Annotated in this window: 16 protein-coding genes and 1 tRNA gene; 4 read left to right on the forward strand and 13 right to left on the reverse strand. The window is 62.2% G+C overall.

Annotation, left to right across the window (positions count from 1 at the left end):
* Window positions 1–7: 7 nt before the first annotated feature.
* Window positions 8–997, forward strand: coding sequence for a Bug family tripartite tricarboxylate transporter substrate binding protein (locus E5678_RS02260; protein ID WP_136177026.1), 990 nt, complete (start codon window positions 8–10; stop codon window positions 995–997).
* A gap of 43 nt (window positions 998–1040) precedes the next feature.
* Here the strand turns inward: E5678_RS02260 and E5678_RS02265 are convergent, their stop codons facing one another.
* On the reverse strand, window positions 1041–1598 hold the full coding sequence (locus tag E5678_RS02265) for a LuxR C-terminal-related transcriptional regulator (RefSeq protein WP_136180590.1): 558 nt from the start codon (window positions 1596–1598) through the stop codon (window positions 1041–1043).
* A gap of 115 nt (window positions 1599–1713) precedes the next feature.
* On the opposite strand from E5678_RS02265, the gene E5678_RS02270 reads away from it, so the two are divergent.
* Both E5678_RS02270 and E5678_RS02275 read left to right on the forward strand, forming a co-directional pair.
* Entirely contained in the window at window positions 1714–2415 is a 702-nt protein-coding gene (locus tag E5678_RS02270; protein WP_136177027.1) for a CoA transferase subunit A, read from the forward strand.
* A gap of 10 nt (window positions 2416–2425) precedes the next feature.
* Entirely contained in the window at window positions 2426–3064 is a 639-nt protein-coding gene (locus E5678_RS02275) for a 3-oxoacid CoA-transferase subunit B (RefSeq protein ID WP_136177028.1), read from the forward strand.
* A 69-nt stretch (window positions 3065–3133) separates the two neighbouring features.
* Here E5678_RS02275 and E5678_RS02280 read toward each other — a convergent pair whose 3' ends face one another.
* The 10 genes from E5678_RS02280 to E5678_RS02325 all read right to left on the reverse strand — a co-directional run bounded on the left by E5678_RS02280 (window position 3134) and on the right by E5678_RS02325 (window position 15382).
* Window positions 3134–4612 (reverse strand): TolC family protein, encoded by a 1479-nt coding sequence (locus E5678_RS02280; protein WP_136177029.1) that lies wholly within the window; start codon window positions 4610–4612, stop codon window positions 3134–3136.
* Window positions 4609–6795 carry a peptidase domain-containing ABC transporter gene (locus E5678_RS02285; RefSeq protein WP_136177030.1) on the reverse strand — a complete coding sequence of 729 codons (2187 nt, stop codon included), beginning with the start codon at window positions 6793–6795 and terminating at the stop codon, window positions 4609–4611. The genes E5678_RS02280 and E5678_RS02285 overlap by 4 nt, the downstream gene beginning before the upstream one ends.
* A gap of 22 nt (window positions 6796–6817) precedes the next feature.
* Entirely contained in the window at window positions 6818–8101 is a 1284-nt protein-coding gene (locus E5678_RS02290; RefSeq protein WP_136177031.1) for an HlyD family efflux transporter periplasmic adaptor subunit, read from the reverse strand.
* 234 nt (window positions 8102–8335) lie between these two features.
* Window positions 8336–8409 (reverse strand) — tRNA-Gly (locus tag E5678_RS02295).
* Window positions 8410–8456: 47 nt separating this feature from the next.
* On the reverse strand, window positions 8457–8909 hold the full coding sequence (locus tag E5678_RS02300) for a DsrE family protein (RefSeq protein WP_247596884.1): 453 nt from the start codon (window positions 8907–8909) through the stop codon (window positions 8457–8459).
* A gap of 129 nt (window positions 8910–9038) precedes the next feature.
* Window positions 9039–10724, reverse strand: coding sequence for a choline dehydrogenase (gene betA, locus E5678_RS02305; protein WP_136177032.1), 1686 nt, complete (start codon window positions 10722–10724; stop codon window positions 9039–9041).
* Window positions 10725–10748: 24 nt separating this feature from the next.
* Complete coding sequence (betB, locus tag E5678_RS02310; protein ID WP_136177033.1) at window positions 10749–12218, reverse strand: betaine-aldehyde dehydrogenase; 1470 nt, start codon at window positions 12216–12218, stop codon at window positions 10749–10751.
* A gap of 95 nt (window positions 12219–12313) precedes the next feature.
* Window positions 12314–13495, reverse strand: coding sequence for a choline ABC transporter ATP-binding protein (gene choV / locus E5678_RS02315; protein WP_136177034.1), 1182 nt, complete (start codon window positions 13493–13495; stop codon window positions 12314–12316).
* Window positions 13492–14334 (reverse strand): choline ABC transporter permease subunit, encoded by an 843-nt coding sequence (gene choW, locus E5678_RS02320; protein WP_136180592.1) that lies wholly within the window; start codon window positions 14332–14334, stop codon window positions 13492–13494. Before choW ends, choV begins: the two co-directional genes overlap by 4 nt.
* Window positions 14335–14440: 106 nt before the next feature.
* The gene (locus E5678_RS02325) at window positions 14441–15382 is read right to left on the reverse strand and encodes a choline ABC transporter substrate-binding protein (protein ID WP_136177035.1); all 942 of its coding nucleotides are present in this window, start codon (window positions 15380–15382) and stop codon (window positions 14441–14443) included.
* 54 nt (window positions 15383–15436) lie between these two features.
* Between E5678_RS02325 and E5678_RS02330 the strand changes: the two genes are divergently transcribed.
* Window positions 15437–15655, forward strand: coding sequence for a hypothetical protein (locus E5678_RS02330; RefSeq protein ID WP_136177036.1), 219 nt, complete (start codon window positions 15437–15439; stop codon window positions 15653–15655).
* Between the two features lie 186 nt (window positions 15656–15841).
* Here E5678_RS02330 and E5678_RS02335 read toward each other — a convergent pair whose 3' ends face one another.
* Window positions 15842–17320, reverse strand: coding sequence for an NAD-dependent succinate-semialdehyde dehydrogenase (locus tag E5678_RS02335; protein WP_136177037.1), 1479 nt, complete (start codon window positions 17318–17320; stop codon window positions 15842–15844).
* A 39-nt stretch (window positions 17321–17359) separates the two neighbouring features.
* Entirely contained in the window at window positions 17360–17644 is a 285-nt protein-coding gene (locus E5678_RS02340) for a cupin domain-containing protein (protein WP_136177038.1), read from the reverse strand.
* Between the last annotated feature and the right edge of the window lie 5 nt (window positions 17645–17649).

Raw genomic sequence — 17649 nt, forward strand, 5'->3', positions numbered from 1 at the left:
AGTATTCATGAGTCGTTTCCGTCGAACCTGGCTGCAGCACAGCCTTCGGGCTGCGCTGGCCTTGGGCGCCACATTTTCGCTGGGGCTGGGCAACGCACAGGCCGCGAGCACCACCAAGATACTGGTGGGATTTCCTGCGGGGGGCGGCTCAGATGCCATTGCACGCATCCTGGCCGAGCGCATGCAGATCGAGCTGGGCAGCAACGTGGTGGTGGACAACAAACCCGGCGCGGGCGGGCAGATCGCTGCTCAGGCCCTCAAGGCCGCAGCACCCGATGGGCAGACGCTGTTTCTCAGTCACGACCACAGCATCACTATCTTGCCCATGGTGACCCGGAATCCGGGCTATGACTCGGCCAAGGACTTTGTGCCTGTGGCGGGAATCGCCACGTTCGTCAACGCGTTTGCCGTCTCGGGCGGGACGACAGCCAAGACTTTCCAGGCCTATGTGGCGCAGGTGAAGCAGCAGGGCGGTGGCAAAGGGGTGGTGGGCATTCCGGCGCCGGGTTCCGTGCCTCAGTTTCTGGTGCAAGTCATTGCCCGCAAAAATGGACTGGACCTGGTGGCTGTGCCTTACCGGGGCAGTGCGCCGATGATGTCCGACATGCTGGGCAACCAGATTCCTGCAGGCGTGGCCTCCATTCCGGACTTCATTGAAAACCACAAGGCCGGCAAAGTGCGGGTGGTTGCGGTGATGGGCACCCAGCGCCAGGCATCGATGCCCGAAGTACCCACCTTGGCCGAACTGGGTCTGAGCGGGTTTGAAGAGGTGCCTTTTTACGGCGTGTTTGCGCCGGCTGGGACACCGAAGGCCACGCTCGACAAATTGGCATTGGCGATTCAAAAAACCATCGCCCAACCCGACGTGCGCGACAAGCTCACCACCATGGGCCTGAGCGTTGGTTTCATGTCTTCCGACGAGCTGGCCGCGCGTGAGCGCAGCTACGCCAAGGTGTGGGCCAAGATCATTCAGGAGAGTGGTTACCAGCCGAACTGAGCAAGGGGAGGGCCAGCCAGGGCCCCTGGTTTGCCAGACCTCTTCAGCCTGCCAGCAACCGGTGCACCAGGTCTGGCGTGCTGTGGGCCTCGTACTTGCGCATCAGGCGGGCGCGGTGGATTTCCACCGTGCGGTGGCTGATGCCCAGCGCTTTGCCGATCTCTTTGCTGGTGAGGCCATCCATCAACAAGGCCGCCACTTCGCGCTCGCGCCCCGTCAGCTCGGAGCGGACCGCGCGCCTTGAGCTGAGGTCTTCGAAGCTCCAGATGCCCGCTTCGTGTGGGGCCCCAAGGTGCAGGGCCCGCCCGGTCACATGGCACCAGAACGGCTCACCTTTGAATCGGCCGTCTGCGCGTTTCATCACGCGGTCGTCCGCATAGGTGCCGTTGCGGCCCAGGATGGGTTCGATTCGGGCGCCGGTGCGCTCGTATTCGGCAACGCTGGGGTACAGCAGTTGAAAGCTCTGGCCGACGAGCTGCTCGCGCGAGGTGCCGAACATTTCGCACAGGGCCTGGTTGCAGTCCACCATGGTGCGCTGGCGCGAGAGCGCCATGCCCAGTGGCGCCAGGTCGAAGGCGAGCCGGTAGTCAATGTCGGGCATGGGCATGGGCGGGGGCGTGTTCGGGTTAGCCATTAGGTCAAACTACGTATGCAGTTACGTAGTATCGTAGCGGTTTGCAGAGCACACTCCCGTGTTCATCCATGGAGCCAACGACGTGAACAAGATTTACCCCAGCGCTGCCGAAGCCCTCAAAGGCGTGGTGGCTGATGGCCAACTGATCGCCGTGGGCGGCTTTGGCTTGTGTGGCATTCCCGAAGCCCTGATCGACGCGCTGCGTGATTCGGGTGTGAAGAACCTGACCGCGATTTCCAACAACGCTGGCGTGGACGATTTTGGCCTGGGCAAGTTGCTGCAGACGCGTCAGATCAAGAAGATGATCTCCAGCTACGTGGGCGAAAACAAGGAGTTCGAGCGACAGTACCTGGCGGGGGAGCTTGAGCTTGAATTCACACCGCAAGGCACGCTGGCTGAGAAGCTGCGCGCCGGTGGTGCCGGCATTCCTGCCTTCTTCACGAAGACGGGCGTGGGCACGCTGGTGGCCGAAGGCAAGGAGTTGCGCGAGTTTGACGGCGAAACCTACGTGATGGAGCGCGCGCTGATGCCTGCGGTTGCGCTGATCAAGGCTGATGTGGCCGACATGTCGGGCAACTTGCGTTTCAACAAGACCGCCCGCAACTTCAACCCTGCCGCTGCGACTGCCGGCAAGATTTGTATCGTGGAAGTTGAGCGCATCGTGCCCACGGGTGACATCGAGCCAGACGACGTGCACCTGCCGGGCATTTATGTGCACCGCATCGTGCTCAACGCTTCCCCTGAGAAGCGCATTGAGAAACGCACCGTCCGCGACCGCAAATAAGGAGAAAAAAATGCCTTGGACCCAAGATCAAATGGCCGCGCGTGCGGCGCAAGAGTTGGAAGACGGTTTCTATGTGAACCTCGGAATTGGTATCCCCACTCTGGTGGCCAACCACGTACCCGACCATGTCGAGGTGTGGCTGCAGAGTGAAAACGGCATGCTGGGCATCGGCCCGTTTCCGTACGACGATGAAGTGGATGCCGACCTGATCAACGCCGGCAAACAGACCGTCACCACCATGAAGGGCTCGGCCATTTTCGGCAGCGATCAGTCATTTGCCATGATCCGTGGCGGCAAGATCAACTTGTCCATCCTCGGCGCCATGCAGGTCAGTGCCAAGGGCGATTTGGCGAACTGGATGATCCCCGGCAAGATGGTCAAAGGCATGGGTGGTGCCATGGATCTGGTGGCGGGCGTCAAGCGCGTGATCATCCTGATGGAGCACGTGGCCAAGAAAAAAGACGGCACCGAAGATTTGAAGATCATCCCCGAGTGCACCTTGCCACTGACGGGTGTGGGTGTGGTCAATCGCATCATCACCGACCTCGCGGTGATGGACGTGACGCCAGAAGGTTTGAAGGTCGTGGAGATGGCGCCCGATGTCACCCTTGAATTTTTGCAGTCCAAGACCGGCGTGACGCTGATCTGACACCCTTGCTGCCCTTTTGAACAAGGCGCTTTAGGGCGCCTTTTTCACGCTTGCGTGGGTCCGCTTTTGTCAGCGCTGAACAGCGGGCGAGGGTGCCAGGCGGCCCGTGGCCACGCTGAGTTGCGTGAGGCTGGTGATGCGTTCGACTTGAGCGGCCACCCGCTGGCGGCGCGCGTCGGCCAGCGCCGATTGGGCATCGAGCACCTCAACCACCGATCCCACACCGGCCTTGTAGCGCCCCTGTGCGACCTGAAACGTGCGCTCGGCCGAGGTGAGCAGGCTGGCGCTGGCCTGCAGGCTTTCCTGGCTCACCATCACCGCCTGGTGCGCTTGCCATAGCTGGTTTTGTACGTCGCGTTTCAGCGCCTCCATCTCGGACTGCCGCACGGTGATCTGGGCTTGCACCTGGGCTTTCAGTGCCTGCGTTTCACGACCGTTGAACAGCGGGAAACTGGCCACAATCGCGCCATTGGTGGTGGGCAAAATGCCCTCGCCAGCAGCACCCCAGTTTTTGGAGGTCCCGGCGCTGGCACTGATGCTGACGCTGCCTTGGGATGCCCCGGACACCACCCTCAAGCGGGCTTCCAGTGCCGCCACCTGGGCTTTGACGTTCTTCAGGCGTGGGTGCTGTTCCAGCGCTTCTTGGTTCAAACGGTCAAGGTTGTCCGGGGGCGGCGTTGCCCGGCCCCAGGTTTCCCAATCGCTCAATTGCAGGGCTTGACTGGGGGCGGCCCCCAAGCTGAGCGCAAGCGCTGCCCTGGCGTTTTCCCACACGCCTCGGGCGCGGACCCGCGCCAGTTGCGCCTGGGCCAAAGCGGTTTGCGCCTGCAGCCATTCGATCTGGTTGCCCACTTTCGCGTCGTACCGTGCCTGGGCTGCTGCTGCCGTCTGGCCTGCGGCATTGAGCGCCTCGGTGGCTGCTTCGAGCGCAGCGGACGCGGTCACCGCTTCGCCATAGGTCAGAACCATGGCATTGACCGCTGTGAGCACGGTGCTGCCCTGGGCGGCCATCGCGGCCGTCAAGGTGAAGCGCGCGGCCTGGATACTGGCGCTGCGCTGACCGAAGTCGAACAGGATCCAGGACAAGCCCAGAGAGCCACCCAGGGTCCGGCCAGAGCTGCCGCTGGAGTTGAAGTTGCGTGACGCGCTGTAGTCGGCGTTGGCACTGAAGCGGGCGGATTGTTCGATCTCGGCGAGTTCCACGCCCGCAGCCTGTTCGCTCACATCGGCCAGGGCCTGGCGCAAACCCGGGCTTTGGCACAGCGTGTGGGCCAGGGCCGCGCTCAGCGTGAGGTGGCTCCAGGGCGGAGAGCCCTGTTCATCGCAGTCGCTGCCGCCCGGTATCCAGCGATCCGCATGGCTGGCCCAGTGGGGGTCGGGGGTTGAGGGGCCGGAAGGGGCGAGCGTCGGCACCTGCCTGAGCTCGGTCGTGAGGCGCAAAGAGGCGCCCGGTTCTTCGGCCTGCACAGGCGTTGCGCCGAGCACAGCCAGCAAAGCCGACGCGATCGGCACACAACGCCGAACCCAGCGCTTGGACCGGCCTGTCATGCGGGCGCTCGCGTAGGCAAGCCCAGATGTGCAAAGTAGGCGTCGGGTGTACCGTCAAAGCTGACCTGTCCCGCGTGAATCTCCAGCACACGGGGGGCAGACCGGATGGTCTCGGGACGGTGGGCCACCACAATGCGGGTGATGTTGAGCGAGGTGATGGCTGCGTTGACCTGCGCTTCGGATGCGACGTCGAGGTGGCTGGTGGCTTCGTCCAGAATCAGCACCTGAGGCTGTTTGTACAGCGCGCGAGCCAGCAGCAGCCGCTGTTTCTGGCCACCGGAGAGCACGGTCCCCATGTCGCCGACCAGGGTCTGGTACCCCATGGGCATTTTTTCGATGTCGTCGTGCAGCGCGGCCATTCGGGCGCATCCGACCATGCGCTCAAAATCAGGGTGGATGTCAAAGAAACCGATGTTGTCGCTGATCGAGCCGGCAAACAGGGTGTCGTCTTGCATCACCGTGGCCACGCCCTGCCGCCAGCGGTCGATGCCAATTTGCGCCAGGGGCACGCCATCGGCCGTGATGTGGCCTTCCAGCGGCTGGAACGTTCCCAGCAGCAAGTTGACGAGGGTGGTCTTTCCGCAGCCGGAACGCCCTGTGATGGCTACGACTTCCCCCGGAGCGATGCGCACAGTGAGTCCGTCGAGCACCCAGGGCGTATCGTCGCTGTAGCGGTACCGAATGTGGTCCAGCACCAGATCGGGGCTGCTGCGATCGGCCTCGCCGGATGCCCGGCCAGCGACCAGCTCCCGCGCGCTCAGGCGCCCGGCCTGAGGGGTGGCCGGGGTCAAGACCACGTCGGCCAGTCGTTCGGCGTGCAGCCGCAACATCTTCAGGTCAATGGCCTTGTCGATCAGCGAAATCACGCGACTTTCGAACTGGCTTCGGTAGGCCATGAAGGCCATCAGCATGCCCACGGTGAGCTCGGTGGCCACAATCTGCCGAGCTCCCAGCCAAACGATAAGCAAAGCCATCAGGCCGCCGAGGATGCCCCGCACCAAGCCATAGAGGATTTGCAATTTTTGCACTTTCAGCCGTGCGTTGGTGGCGCTCACCTGCAAGGTTTGCCAGGCACCTTGGCGCTCGGTCTGGCGCCCGAAGAGCTGGATCGCGCGCATGCCCCGGATCGATTCCAGGAAGTGGCTCGCCTGGTTGGCGTCGCGCACCAGGGTTTCTTCCGAGGCGGTGTACAGGGGGCGGTACCAGATCAGCCGGATGATGAGGTACAGGGCGACCGCGATCAGCGCGATCCAGCTCAACTGCGGGCTGTAGACAAACATCAGCACGAGGGTGAGCACGACCAGCAGCCCGTCAAAAAGGGCTTCGACAAAGGTGGCCGTCAAGGTGCGCTGGATTTCTTCCACCGAGTTGGCCCGGGACACGATGTCACCCAGGTGGCGGTTCTGAAAATACGACAAGGGCAGGCGGGTCATGTGGGCGAAGACATTGGCCTTCCACTGTAGGCCAACGGAGGTGTTGATCACCATGAGAAGCCAGGAGCGCACGAGTCCGGTGGCTTGTTGCACCAGCATCAGCAAACCGAACCCCAGCGCCAGTGTGGTGAGCAACTGCAGATCGCGGGAGACCACCACGTTGTCGAGCACCCACTGCATGAACAGGGGCGATGCCAGACCGAACACCTCGAGCGCCAACGAGAGTAGCAACACGCGGGCCAGGGTGGGCCAGAACCCCGAAATCTGACCGATGAGCTGGGTCAGCCGCACCCGGGTTTTTTCTTCGCGCGGCGCAAAGCCGGGGTTGGGCCATAGTTCGAGCGCCACGCCGGTGAAATGGCGTGAAGCGTCTTCCAGGGTCAGGCGCCGCTCGCCAAAAGCCGGGTCGTGTATGACCACGTGATCGCGTCCCACCGATTTGAGCACCACAAAGTGGTTGAGATCCCAATGCAGGATGGCAGGCAGACGCAATTGCGGGAACTCGTTGAGCTCCAGCCGCAGGCCACGGGTCCCCAGTTGCTCTTTTTGCGCCATGTCGGTGAGCGTGCTCAGCGTCATGCCTGTGAGCGAGACGTGATGGCGCGTGCGCAGGGCGGACAGGTCGGTTACGACACCATGGTGATTGAGCACCATGGCCAGGCAGGCGAGTCCACATTCGGCGGCCTCGGTCTGCAAGATGACGGGCAGGCGGCGGCCCAAGCCAAAAGAGAGTCGGTCGGTCCAGGTCAAAGGGTTCTCCAGGCGCTGGTGTTCAAGGCTCAACGCGCCGGGTGACGCTGAACAGCGGCTCCAGCATCCATTCGTAGAGTTTTCGTCGCTCCTGCAGGATGTCTGCCTCCAGCAGCATGCCCGCCTGAAGCGCCCGGGCTTGTCCGTTGGCGTCGATGGTGTTGCTGTGAAGCTGGACCTGGATCGCAAACATGGGCTCGGTGGTGGTCGCGGGCGCGCTCGGCAAGCTGCCGAGTTCGCTGGCGCTCACCGCTGAGGTCGAGACGGTTTTCACCACACCGACTTGCTGGCCAAACTTCTGATACGGGAAAGCCTGGTACCGCAGCAAGACCGTGTCGCCGGGTTGCACGAAGCCGATGCTGCTGCTGGGGGCATACAACCGCGCCTCGAGGTTGCCGTCAGCGGGCACCAGAGTGACCAGGGGTTGGTTGGTGTCAATGGTCTGGCCCACCTCGGCGGTCACGAGCGTTGTGCGGCCACGCTCAGGTGCCACGATCACAACGCGGCGCCGGCTCTCTACTTCGGTGAGCTGCTGGTCGGTGCTGGATATCTCGCGCTGCAGCTGTGCCACGGCGTTGTCGTGGCGAAGCTGGCTGCTGTCCATGTCTTGTTGCAGTTGCACCAGTTCGCGCTGCACGCCCAGGGCTTCCCGTTCCAGCCCGCGCAAGCGGGAGCGTTGCTCGGTCAGGTCGATTTCCTTCTGCAGAAATTCCTCCTGCGCGATGTAGTCGCGGTCGGCCAGGCTCTTGTAGCGGCGGCTGGCATCTTCGGCCAGTCGCAGGCGCGCTTGCTGCTGCGCGACCTGGGCGGCAATGGCCTGGCTCTCTGCGCGAAGCGTGTTCGCACGGCGCTTCAAGCTGAAGAGTTCCTCGGTGTGCATGCGCTGCGAGCGCTGAATTTCGATTTGCAGCGAGGTTTTGCGCTCGCCCACCTGCCGCGCAATCTGGGCTTGAATCTGTTGGCTGCTGTCGCCTGGTCGGTCGCTGCTGAGCACATACATCACCTCGCCCTTGCCCACGTCTTGCCCGTCGGTCACCCGCTTGTCCAGCACGACGCCTGCCTGTGGCGTGTGCACCCGGATGAGTCCACCCTGAGGCATGAGCTGGCCTGAGACCGTGACGCGGCGTGTGTGGCTGCCCAGGGCCAGAAACGCCACCACGGCGAGGGCGATGGCCGCCGCTGCGAGGCTGAGCCAGAGGGTGGAGAGCCGGGGCGTGAGGATGATGCTGCCGAGCAACTGGGTGCGCTGGTTGTCCAGCGCCTCTGGCCGGAACAGGCGGTTGGCGGCGTGGGGGTCGGCTGGCATGGTCGAGGAGATGAGGGGCGCGAGGTAACAGATCGAAACAATTGCTGTAATCGAAAGTGTACGGGCATTCAGCGATGCCGGGCGCTGGGTCGGGCTTTGTACCCACCTCGTCGGGGTGTGGGGTGCGCCAATCGGTGGGTCTTGAAGCGCGGGCTACGGGCTGCCGTTGCTGTCGCAGCGCCAGGGGACAGGCGCAAAAAAGGCCCGTGAAGGGCCTTTGACGTGGAATTCCGCTGGAGCGGGTGAAGGGAATCGAACCCTCGTCAGTTGCTTGGGAAGCAACAGCTCTACCATTGAGCTACACCCGCGAAGCTGTGGATTATAGAAGCCTCTGGGTGCCCACTCAACAAAGTAGTCAGGGGCGGACGTAGCTCCAACCTTCTTTTTGCCGCTTCATGATCTCCACCACGCCGGCTGGCACGTAGCCGACACTGGCTTGCATATCGGTTTTGGTGAGCTTGAGGGCGTCCATGGTGTTCTGGCAGGCGACCACATTGACGCCGGCCTTTGCGGCCTCAGCGACACGGTTGCTGGTCACGCTGTCGGCCTTGAGCATGTGGATCCCGGGGCCGTAGGCGACAATTTCGATATCAACCTGGTCGGCACCGTAGTCGGCCTGCACATTGCGGGCGTTGTTCAGTGCCAGGTTCCATTTGGCCGGATCGTTGTCGCTGACCTGGAACACCACGGCTGGGCGCTGGCTGTGGTTGCGGGCGTGTTGTCCGCCTGGGCCGTGCATGGCGCAACCTGCAAAGGCTGTGACGCCGATGGTCAGCAGGCTGGTGCGCAAGAAGGTGGCTCTGTTCATGGGGTCTCCTCGGAGTGGAAAGGTATCGCAGTGCTCCCTGCATCTGTGCATCGTTGAATCGGTGTCTGCTTATATTTTGAGCGGGTCGGGCAACACCGGGAAGCGGTGTTTGCCCTGATGCTGTGCTTTTTAGGGCGCGCTGTGGACGGTGCGCCGAGCGGGCTGGGTGCCTGCCACGAAGTAGGTGGCCGTTGAACGTGGCAGCGGTGCGCGGCCCCTGATCTTGTCGGCGATTTTTTCGGCCATCATGACCGTCGGTGCGTTCAGGTTTCCGGTGGTGATCTCCGGCATGATGGACGCGTCCACGACCCGCAGCCCCTGCAGGCCATGCACACGGCCTTCGCTATCGACCACCGCCATGTCGCCCACGCCCATGGCGTTGGTGCCACAGGGGTGGTAGGCGGTTTCGGCGTGTTGGCGCACATAGGCATCGAGCTCGGCGTCGCTTTGCGCGGGCTCACCGGGCGTGATTTCGCGGCCAGCGAAGGGCTTCAACGCTGGCTGGCGCATGATTTCGCGCGTGATGCGGATGCCGGCGCGAAACTCCGCCCAGTCTTGTTCGGTGGACATGTAGTTGAACAAAATGCTCGGGTGCTGGTGCGGGTCTTTGGAGCGAAGGTGCACACGACCCCGGCTCGGTGAGCGCATGGAACCCATGTGGGCCTGGAAACCGTGGATCTTGATCGGGTTGCTGCCGTTGTAGTTGATGGCCACGGGCAGGAAGTGGTACTGGATGTTGGGCCAGTCAAACTCATCCGAGGTGCGGATGAACCCGCCGGCTTCAAAGTGGTTGGTGGCACCGATGCCCCGGTTGAGGAACAACCATTCGGCACCAATGGCCGGCTGGTTCCACAGCTTCAGGGCGCCCACCATGGAGACGGGTTGCAGGCACTCGTATTGCTGGTAGATCTCGAGGTGGTCTTGCAGGTTGGCGCCCACGCCGGGCAGATCGTGCACCACCGGAATGTCCAGCGACTTCAGCAGCGGTGATGGCCCAACGCCGGAGCGCTGCAGGATCTGGGGTGAAGCGATGGCACCCGAGCACAACAGCACTTCACGCTTGGCATTCGCTGTCACAGCCTGATCACCGAGCAAATAGGCCACGCCGATGGCGCGCTTGTCAGCAAACAGGATGCGGTCGGTCAGCGCGTGGGTGACGATGGTGAGGTTGGGGCGCTGGCGGGCCAGGTCCAGGTAACCACGGGCCGTGCTGGCGCGGCGGCCTTTGGGCGTGGTGGTGCGGTCCATCGGGCCGAAGCCTTCTTGCTGAAAGCCATTCAAGTCGTCGGTGCGCGGGTAGCCGGCTTCAACGCCGGCGTCGACCATGGCCTTGAACAGCGGACTGTGGTCTGGTTTGGGCGTGGTCACGCTCAGCGGGCCGCTGTCGCCGTGGTAGTCGTTGCCACCGATGTCGCGCGATTCTGCCTTGCGGAAATAGGGCAGGCAATCAAGGTAGGTCCAGTCTTCCAGGCCGTCGCGCTTCGCCCAGCCGTCATAGTCCATGGCGTTGCCACGGATGTAGCACATGCCATTGATCAGCGACGAGCCACCCAGGCCTTTGCCGCGCCCGCATTCCATGCGGCGGTTGTCCATGTGGGGTTCGGGCTCGGTCTCGTAGGCCCAGTTGTAGCGCCGGCCCTGCAACGGGAAGGCGAGTGCCGCGGGCATCTGCGTGCGGAAGTCGAGGCGGTAGTCGGGGCCGCCTGCTTCGAGCAGCAAGACGCTCACGTCGGCATCTTCGGTCAGGCGCGTGGCGAGCACGTTGCCCGCCGAGCCGGCGCCGATGATGATGTAGTCAAATTCTTTGTTGGCCATGGGGCTTCGTTCTTTCTATCGGGCTTAGAACACCGACGCGTACGCGCCGAGTTCGACCTGAATGGACTTGTTGCGGGTGTAGGCCTTGAGCGTTTCAATGCCGTTTTCCCGGCCCACGCCCGATTGCTTGAAGCCTCCCACCGGCATTTCGGCGGCGGACTCACCCCAGGTGTTGATCCAGCAGATGCCGGCTTGCAACTGGTGGATCACACGGTGCGCTGTGTTGAGGTCTTGCGTGACCAGGCCAGCGGCCAGACCATAGGCCGTGTCGTTCGCGCGGCGGATCACCTCGGCTTCGTCGTCAAAGGCAAAGATGGCCATGACCGGTCCGAAGATTTCGTCACGCGCGATCTTCATCGTGTCGGTGCAGTCGGTGAAGACCGTGGCTTGCACGTAGGCGCCTTTGGCCAGGGCCCCCTCGCTGGCGCGTTCGCCGCCCACCAGCAGCGTGGCGCCTTCAACCTCGCCCGATGCGATGTAACCCAAGACCTTTTCCATGTGTGCGTGGCTCACCAAGGGACCAAAATTGGTGTTTTCATCTTGGGGATTGCCCAGGCGGATGCGCTTCACGCGCGCCACGACTTTCGCTTCAAAAGCCACCTTGATCGAGCTGTGCACGAACACACGGGTGCCGTTGGTGCACACCTGACCCGAGCTGTAGAAGTTGGCCATCAGCGCGATGTCGGCCGCGCGGTCCAGATCGGCATCGGCGAAGACGATCAGGGGCGACTTGCCGCCCAGTTCCATGGTCACGTCCTTGAGCGTCGAGCTTGAGGCGCTGGCCATGACCTTTTTGCCGGTGACCGTACCGCCCGTGAACGAGATCTTTTCGATGCCCGGGTGCTCGGTCAGCCACGTGCCCACGGCGGCGGCGCCGTTGACCACGTTGAACACGCCATCGGGCAGGCCGGCCTCGGTGTAGATTTCGGCCAACTTCAAGGTGGTCAGCGGGGTGACTTCGCTGGCTTTGAAGATCATGGCGTTGCCCGCTGCCAGTGCCGGTGCGGATTTCCAGAGTGCGATCTGGATGGGGTAGTTCCAGGCGCCGATACCTGCCACAACCCCGATGGGCTCGCGACGGGTGTAGACGAAGGCGCTGTCGCGCAGCGGCACCTGCATGCCTTCAATGGCGGTGGCCAGTCCCGCGTAGTACTCGAGCACATCGGCACCCGTGACGATATCGACAAAGCGCGTTTCAGACACCGGCTTGCCGGTGTCCAGCGTTTCCAGATCGGCGAGTTCGTCGTTGCGCTCGCGCAGGATGTCGACCGCTTTGCGCAGCACGCGTGAGCGCTGCATGGCCGTGTAGCCAGCCCATATCCGCTGGCCGGCTTGGGCGCTGGCTACAGCCGCGTCCACGTCTTGCTTGGAAGCGCTTTGCACGGTGGCGAGCACAGCGCCAGTAGCGGGGTTGATGGTGTCGAAGGTGTCACCACTGGTGGCGTCCACGCGGGCGCCACCGATGTAGAGTTGTTGCAGGGGAATGGCAGACATGGGCGTCTCCTTGTTCGGTGTTCAAAAATGCAAAAAGGCGAAACAAAAAAGCGAAACGGCCCTTGACGGGCCGGTCGCCGGGGCAGACACGGAGGTCAGCCCATGGCTTTGCCCAGCAGAGCGTGGTAGAGCTCACGGTCACCCAGGATGCCGACCAACTTGTCGCCATCGTTGAGCAGCAACTTCTGGCCGGTCTGATAGCGAATGTGCAGCGCATCGCGCATGCCAATTTTGGCGTTGACCACGGTAGGCTGTTGCGGCTTGAGCGCCTCAATGGTGTCACCGGCAGACCAGTGCTGCAAGCTGAGGGCCTCGGTGCCACGGCGTGCGCCTTGCAATGCGCCCTGGCCATCCAGCTTGAGCCAGATATCGGCCTCGTTGTCGAGACAGATCTCGCCATCGTGTTGCTCGCATTCGGCCAGTGGTCGCATCAAGCTGTGGCCGCTGAGCACGTTCAACGGGTTGGTGTGCGCCACAAAGGCGCGCACATAGTCGTTGGCCGGCTTCAGCACGATGTCTTCAGGCTTGCTGTGTTGAACGATCAGGCCGCCCTTCATGATCACAATGTTGTTGCCCAGCTTGAGGGCTTCATCCAGATCATGGCTCACGAAAACGATGGTCATGTTCAGTTGGCGTTGCAGATCGAGCAGTTCGTCTTGCAGGCCCTGGCGAATCAGCGGATCGAGCGCCGAGAAGGGCTCGTCCATCAGCAGGATGTCGGCGTCCATGGCCAGTGCACGGGCCAGGCCTACGCGTTGTTGCATGCCGCCCGAAAGCGCATCGGGGCGTTTGTCGCGCCATTGGCTCAAGCCCACCAGTTCGAGCTTGTCGTTGATGCGCTTCTTGCGCTCGCCGCTGGGCAATCCCTGCATCTCCAGGCCCAGGCTCACGTTCTCGGCCACGGTGAGCCATGGCATCAGGGCGAATTTCTGGAACACCATGGCAATGCGCTGAGTGCGCATGGCTTTCATCTGTGCGGCCGAGCAATTGGCAATGTCCACCTTGGCACCTTCGTGTTCGATCAACAGGCGGCCACGGCTCACGGTGTTGAGGCCGTTGATGCAACGCAGCAAGCTCGACTTGCCCGAGCCCGACAAGCCCATGAGCACGCAGATTTCACCGCGTTCAACCGAGAGGTTGGCCTTTTCAACGCCGACGATCAGGCCGGTCTTTTTAAAGATCTCATCGCGCGACAGGCCTTGGTCGAGCAGGTCGAGCGCGGGTTTTGGCGAGTTGGAAAAGACAACGTCGAGGTCTTGAATTTGAATCAGGCTCATGCGGCACCGCCCTTCGATGGGGAGCGCTGTTTGCAGACGCGGTCCAGCACAATGGCCAGCAACACAATGGCGAGACCGGCTTCAAAACCCACCGCAATATCCGCCGTGTTCAAGGCGCGAACCACGGGCTTGCCCAGGCCATCAGCACCCACCAAAGCGGCGACCACCACCATGGACAGCGACAACATGATGCACTGCGTGATGCCAGCAGAAATGCTGGGCATGGCGTGGGGCAATTCGATGCGGGTGAGCAACTGGGTGCGCGAGCAGCCAAAGGCTTTGCCGGCGTCCATCAGGTCGGTGGGCACATCGTGAATGCCGAGGTAGGTCAGGCGAATGGGCGCGGCCAAGGCAAACACCACGGTAGAGATCAGGCCGGGCACCACACCCAGGCCGAACAGGGTCAGGGTAGGGATCAGGTAGACAAAGGTTGGCACCGTCTGCATCAGGTCCAGCACCGGCTGCATGGCCATGTAGAAGCGGGGCTTGTGGGCTGCGTAAATGCCGAGCGGAACACCAATGATCACGCACACCACGGTGGCGAACAGCACTTGTGCCAGCGTTTCGATGGTTTCTTGCCAGTACCCCAGATTCAGGATCAGCAGAAACGAGGCAACGCAAAAGAGGGTCAGCATCCATTTGCGTTGGATGCCGTGGGCGATCAAGCCAAAAATGGCGATCAGCGCCACAGGGTGGAACCAGAGCAGCGCCTGGGTGGACCCGTTGATGGCCGCGGAGAGGGTGTCGGCGAAGGCGTCGAAATAGTCGGCGCCGTGCAGCGTGAGCCAGTCGATGAAGCTGGCGATGTAATCGCCAAGCGGTATTTTTGGGATGTCCATGGAGTAGAAGCAGGTCGCCGCTGGGGCGGGCTCACCCAGGGATGCGGGTGAGAATTTAAAAACCCCATGCTGGCTTGTGGCCATCATGGGGTTCAGGGCAAAAGCCTTACTTGGCCAGTGCGGCCTTTACCACGTCGATGGCGGGCTTGCTGCCATCAAAGGTGGTCACGCCGTTGAGCCAGGCTTCCAGCACTTGCTGGTTGGCCTTGAGCCAGGCGGTGGCTGCGGCACGGGGCTTCTTCTTGTCGTTCAAGACGGCGCCCATCAAGTCGTTTTCCATCTTCAGGCTGAACTCGAGGTTGTTGAGCAATTTGCCCACGTTGGCGCACTCTTCAACATAGCCCTTGCGCACGTTGGTGTAAATGGTGGCGCCGCCAAGGTTGGGGCCGAACACATCGTCACCACCTTCGAGGTACTTCATCTTGACCTGGCTGTTCATGGGATGTGGTTCCCAGCCCAGGAACACCACCCACTTGTTGCGGCGCTCAGCACGCGACACTTGCGACATCATGCCGGCTTCGCTGGACTCGACGATCTTGAACTCGCCCAGGTCAAACTTGTTGTCGTCGATCATGCCTTGAATCAAACGGTTGCCGTCGTTGCCGGGCTCGATGCCGTAGATCTTGCCGCCCAGTTCCTTCTTGAACTTGGCGATGTCGGCGAACGACTTCAGGCCGGCGTTGTATGCCGCTTCAGACACGGCCAGCGTGTACTTGGCGCCTTCGAGGTTGGCGCGCACGGTTTCCACACTGCCTTTTTCGCGGTAGGGGGCGATGTCGGCTTCCATGGTGGGCATCCAGTTGCCCAGGAACACGTCGATGTCCTTGTTTTCCAGCGACTTGTAAGTCACAGGCACCGAGATCAGGCTGGTCTTGGTTTTGTAGCCCAGGGTGTTCAGAATCTTGCTGGTGACTGCGGTGGTGACCGTGATGTCGGTCCAGCCCACATCGGCGAAACGAACCCTCTTGCAAGAAGCGGGTTCAGCGGCTTGAACCACCAGAGGCGCGCAAAGCGTGGCGGCGAGCAGCAGGGTGCGGGACATAGTCATACAGAGTTCCTTTGAAATAGCCATGCACGGCATGCAGGCGCACGCCGTTGGCACGTGAAAAAATTTGACCCGTCAATGCAAGGTAAGCATGGGCCGCCGCAGCAACAAGGTGCTGGCAGCGACGTCAAACCGATGGACGCGGGACACAAAACAGCAAAAGCGCTGCTAAAAAATCGGTCAGAAATCTGGGGCAAAGCTGCGCCAGCGTTCATGACCAGGTCACTGGGCAGCTACCGCTACCGCTATCGAAAATCGCCAAAAAATGACGGGTGATAGGTGACCAGCTTCAGACCCAGAGTTACCGGGCGGAAGCAATCGGAAACATCTATTTTAACACCGCGGCCCCAAAACCATGGCCCTGGTGGCTTGGCGCGGGCCACCAGGGCACATGGTCCAAACGCGGATCTGCCATGAAAAAGGGCCCCGACGGGGCCTCTTTTCTGGGGGGGTAGAGCTGGCTTATTGAAGGATATCGCCCACGCAGAGGTACTTGATCTCCACGTAGTCGTCCATGCCGTGGTGAGACCCTTCGCGGCCCAGGCCCGACTGCTTCACACCGCCAAACGGCACGTGCTCGGTGGCCAGGATGCCCACGTTGATGCCGACCATGCCGTATTCCAGCGCTTCGGCCACGCGGAATATGCGGCCCACGTCGCGGCTGTAAAAGTAACTGGCCAGGCCAAACTCGGTGTTGTTGGCCGCGTCGATGGCTTCTTGCTCTTCTTCAAATTTGAAGACAGGGGCAAAAGGCCCAAAGGTTTCCTCTTTGGCGCACAGCATGTCGGCCGTGGCATCGGCCACCACCGTGGGCTCGAAGAACTGGCCGGGCAGGCGCTTGCCGCCGGCCATGACGCGCGCGCCTTTGGCGACGGCGTCGGCCACATGGCGCTGCACCTTTTCCAGTGCCGCCTCTTCGATCAGCGGACCCTGGTTCACGCCGTCTTCAAAGCCATTGCCCACCTTGGCTGTTTTCACCTTGGCCGTGAATTTCTCAACGAACTCGTCGTACACACCGCTTTGCACGTAAAAGCGGTTGGAGCAGACACAGGTCTGGCCGGCGTTGCGGTACTTGCTGGCAAAGGCGCCTTCGACGGCGCTGTCGATGTTGGCATCGTTGAAGACGATGAAAGGCGCGTTGCCACCCAGCTCCAGCGACATTTTCTTGACCGTGGGGGCGCTCTGCGCCATCAGGATGCGGCCCACTTCGGTGGAGCCGGTGAAGGAAATGTGGCGCACCACATCGCTGGCGCAAATGACCTTGCCCACCGCGATGGACTGGTCGGCGTCGGCCGTGATCATGTTGAGCACACCGGCGGGAATGCCGGCGCGCATGGCCAGCTCGGCGGCGGCCAGCGCTGTGAGGGGGGTCAGCTCGGCGGGTTTGATGATGACGGTGCAACCGGCGGCCAGGGCCGGGGCGACCTTGCGCGTGATCATCGCCAGCGGGAAGTTCCACGGCGTGATGGCCGCGCACACGCCAATCGGCTGCTTCAAGACCATGAGGCGGCGGTTGTTGTCGAACGTGGGCAGGGTCTCGCCGTTGATGCGCTTGGCTTCTTCGGCGAACCATTCCACGAAGCTGGCGCCATAGGCCACTTCGCCTTTGGCTTCGGCAAACGGTTTGCCCTGTTCGGCGGTCATGATGCGGCCCAGGTCTTCCTGGTTGGCCATGAGCAGGTCGAACCACTTGCGCAGGATGATGCTGCGCTGCTTGGCGGTCTGGGCACGCCAGGCGGGCCAGGCGGCGTTGGCGGCGGCAATGGCGGCCTCGGCGTCGGCTGGGCCCAGGTTGGCCACGTCGGCCAGTTTGCGGCTGGTGGCAGGGTCGGTGACATCAAAGCGGCTGCTGCCTTTGATCCACTCACCGTTGATCAGCGCATCGGTCTTGAGCAGGCTGGGGTCTTTGAGTTGGGCCAGTGGGGAGGTCTTCATGTCCATGGAATATTTCTTCGAAAGGTTGGAATTCACTTCAGCAGATCAGCGGAGTTCAATTTCAACGAACACGACTTCGTGCCCGGTGGGATTGATGACATTGTGTTCGACACCCTCATTGCGGGTGTATGACTGCCCTGGGGTGAGCGGTGTGGTCCGGTTGCCTTCGGGCATTTCCAGCAGCAGCTCACCACCTGTCATGGGCACGACCACATAGTCGTGACCGTGTTTGTGCCAACCGGTTTCCGCGCCTGGCGGAAAACGCCATTCGGTGACGATAACGCGTTCGTTGGAAATCTGCACGGTCGGGACGGCTTGGGGACGGGACATGTAAG

Origin of the sequence: Hydrogenophaga sp. PAMC20947 (assembly GCF_004795855.1) — a bacterium.
GTDB lineage: Bacteria > Pseudomonadota > Gammaproteobacteria > Burkholderiales > Burkholderiaceae_C > Hydrogenophaga.

What these genes read in the sequence shown, in the direction of transcription:
- choW (WP_136180592.1), bottom strand. Translation starts at nt 14,334, where the DNA reads ATGGACATCCCAAAAATACCGCTTGGCGATTACATCGCCAGCTTCATC.
- E5678_RS02290 (WP_136177031.1), bottom strand. Translation starts at nt 8,101, where the DNA reads ATGCCAGCCGACCCCCACGCCGCCAACCGCCTGTTCCGGCCAGAGGCG.
- betA (WP_136177032.1), bottom strand. Translation starts at nt 10,724, where the DNA reads ATGGCCAACAAAGAATTTGACTACATCATCATCGGCGCCGGCTCGGCG.
- E5678_RS02340 (WP_136177038.1), bottom strand. Translation starts at nt 17,644, where the DNA reads ATGTCCCGTCCCCAAGCCGTCCCGACCGTGCAGATTTCCAACGAACGC.
- E5678_RS02260 (WP_136177026.1), top strand. Translation starts at nt 8, where the DNA reads ATGAGTCGTTTCCGTCGAACCTGGCTGCAGCACAGCCTTCGGGCTGCG.
- E5678_RS02325 (WP_136177035.1), bottom strand. Translation starts at nt 15,382, where the DNA reads ATGACTATGTCCCGCACCCTGCTGCTCGCCGCCACGCTTTGCGCGCCT.
- E5678_RS02335 (WP_136177037.1), bottom strand. Translation starts at nt 17,320, where the DNA reads ATGGACATGAAGACCTCCCCACTGGCCCAACTCAAAGACCCCAGCCTG.
- E5678_RS02265 (WP_136180590.1), bottom strand. Translation starts at nt 1,598, where the DNA reads ATGCCCGACATTGACTACCGGCTCGCCTTCGACCTGGCGCCACTGGGC.
- E5678_RS02275 (WP_136177028.1), top strand. Translation starts at nt 2,426, where the DNA reads ATGCCTTGGACCCAAGATCAAATGGCCGCGCGTGCGGCGCAAGAGTTG.
- betB (WP_136177033.1), bottom strand. Translation starts at nt 12,218, where the DNA reads ATGTCTGCCATTCCCCTGCAACAACTCTACATCGGTGGCGCCCGCGTG.
- choV (WP_136177034.1), bottom strand. Translation starts at nt 13,495, where the DNA reads ATGAGCCTGATTCAAATTCAAGACCTCGACGTTGTCTTTTCCAACTCG.
- E5678_RS02300 (WP_247596884.1), bottom strand. Translation starts at nt 8,909, where the DNA reads ATGAACAGAGCCACCTTCTTGCGCACCAGCCTGCTGACCATCGGCGTC.
- E5678_RS02280 (WP_136177029.1), bottom strand. Translation starts at nt 4,612, where the DNA reads ATGACAGGCCGGTCCAAGCGCTGGGTTCGGCGTTGTGTGCCGATCGCG.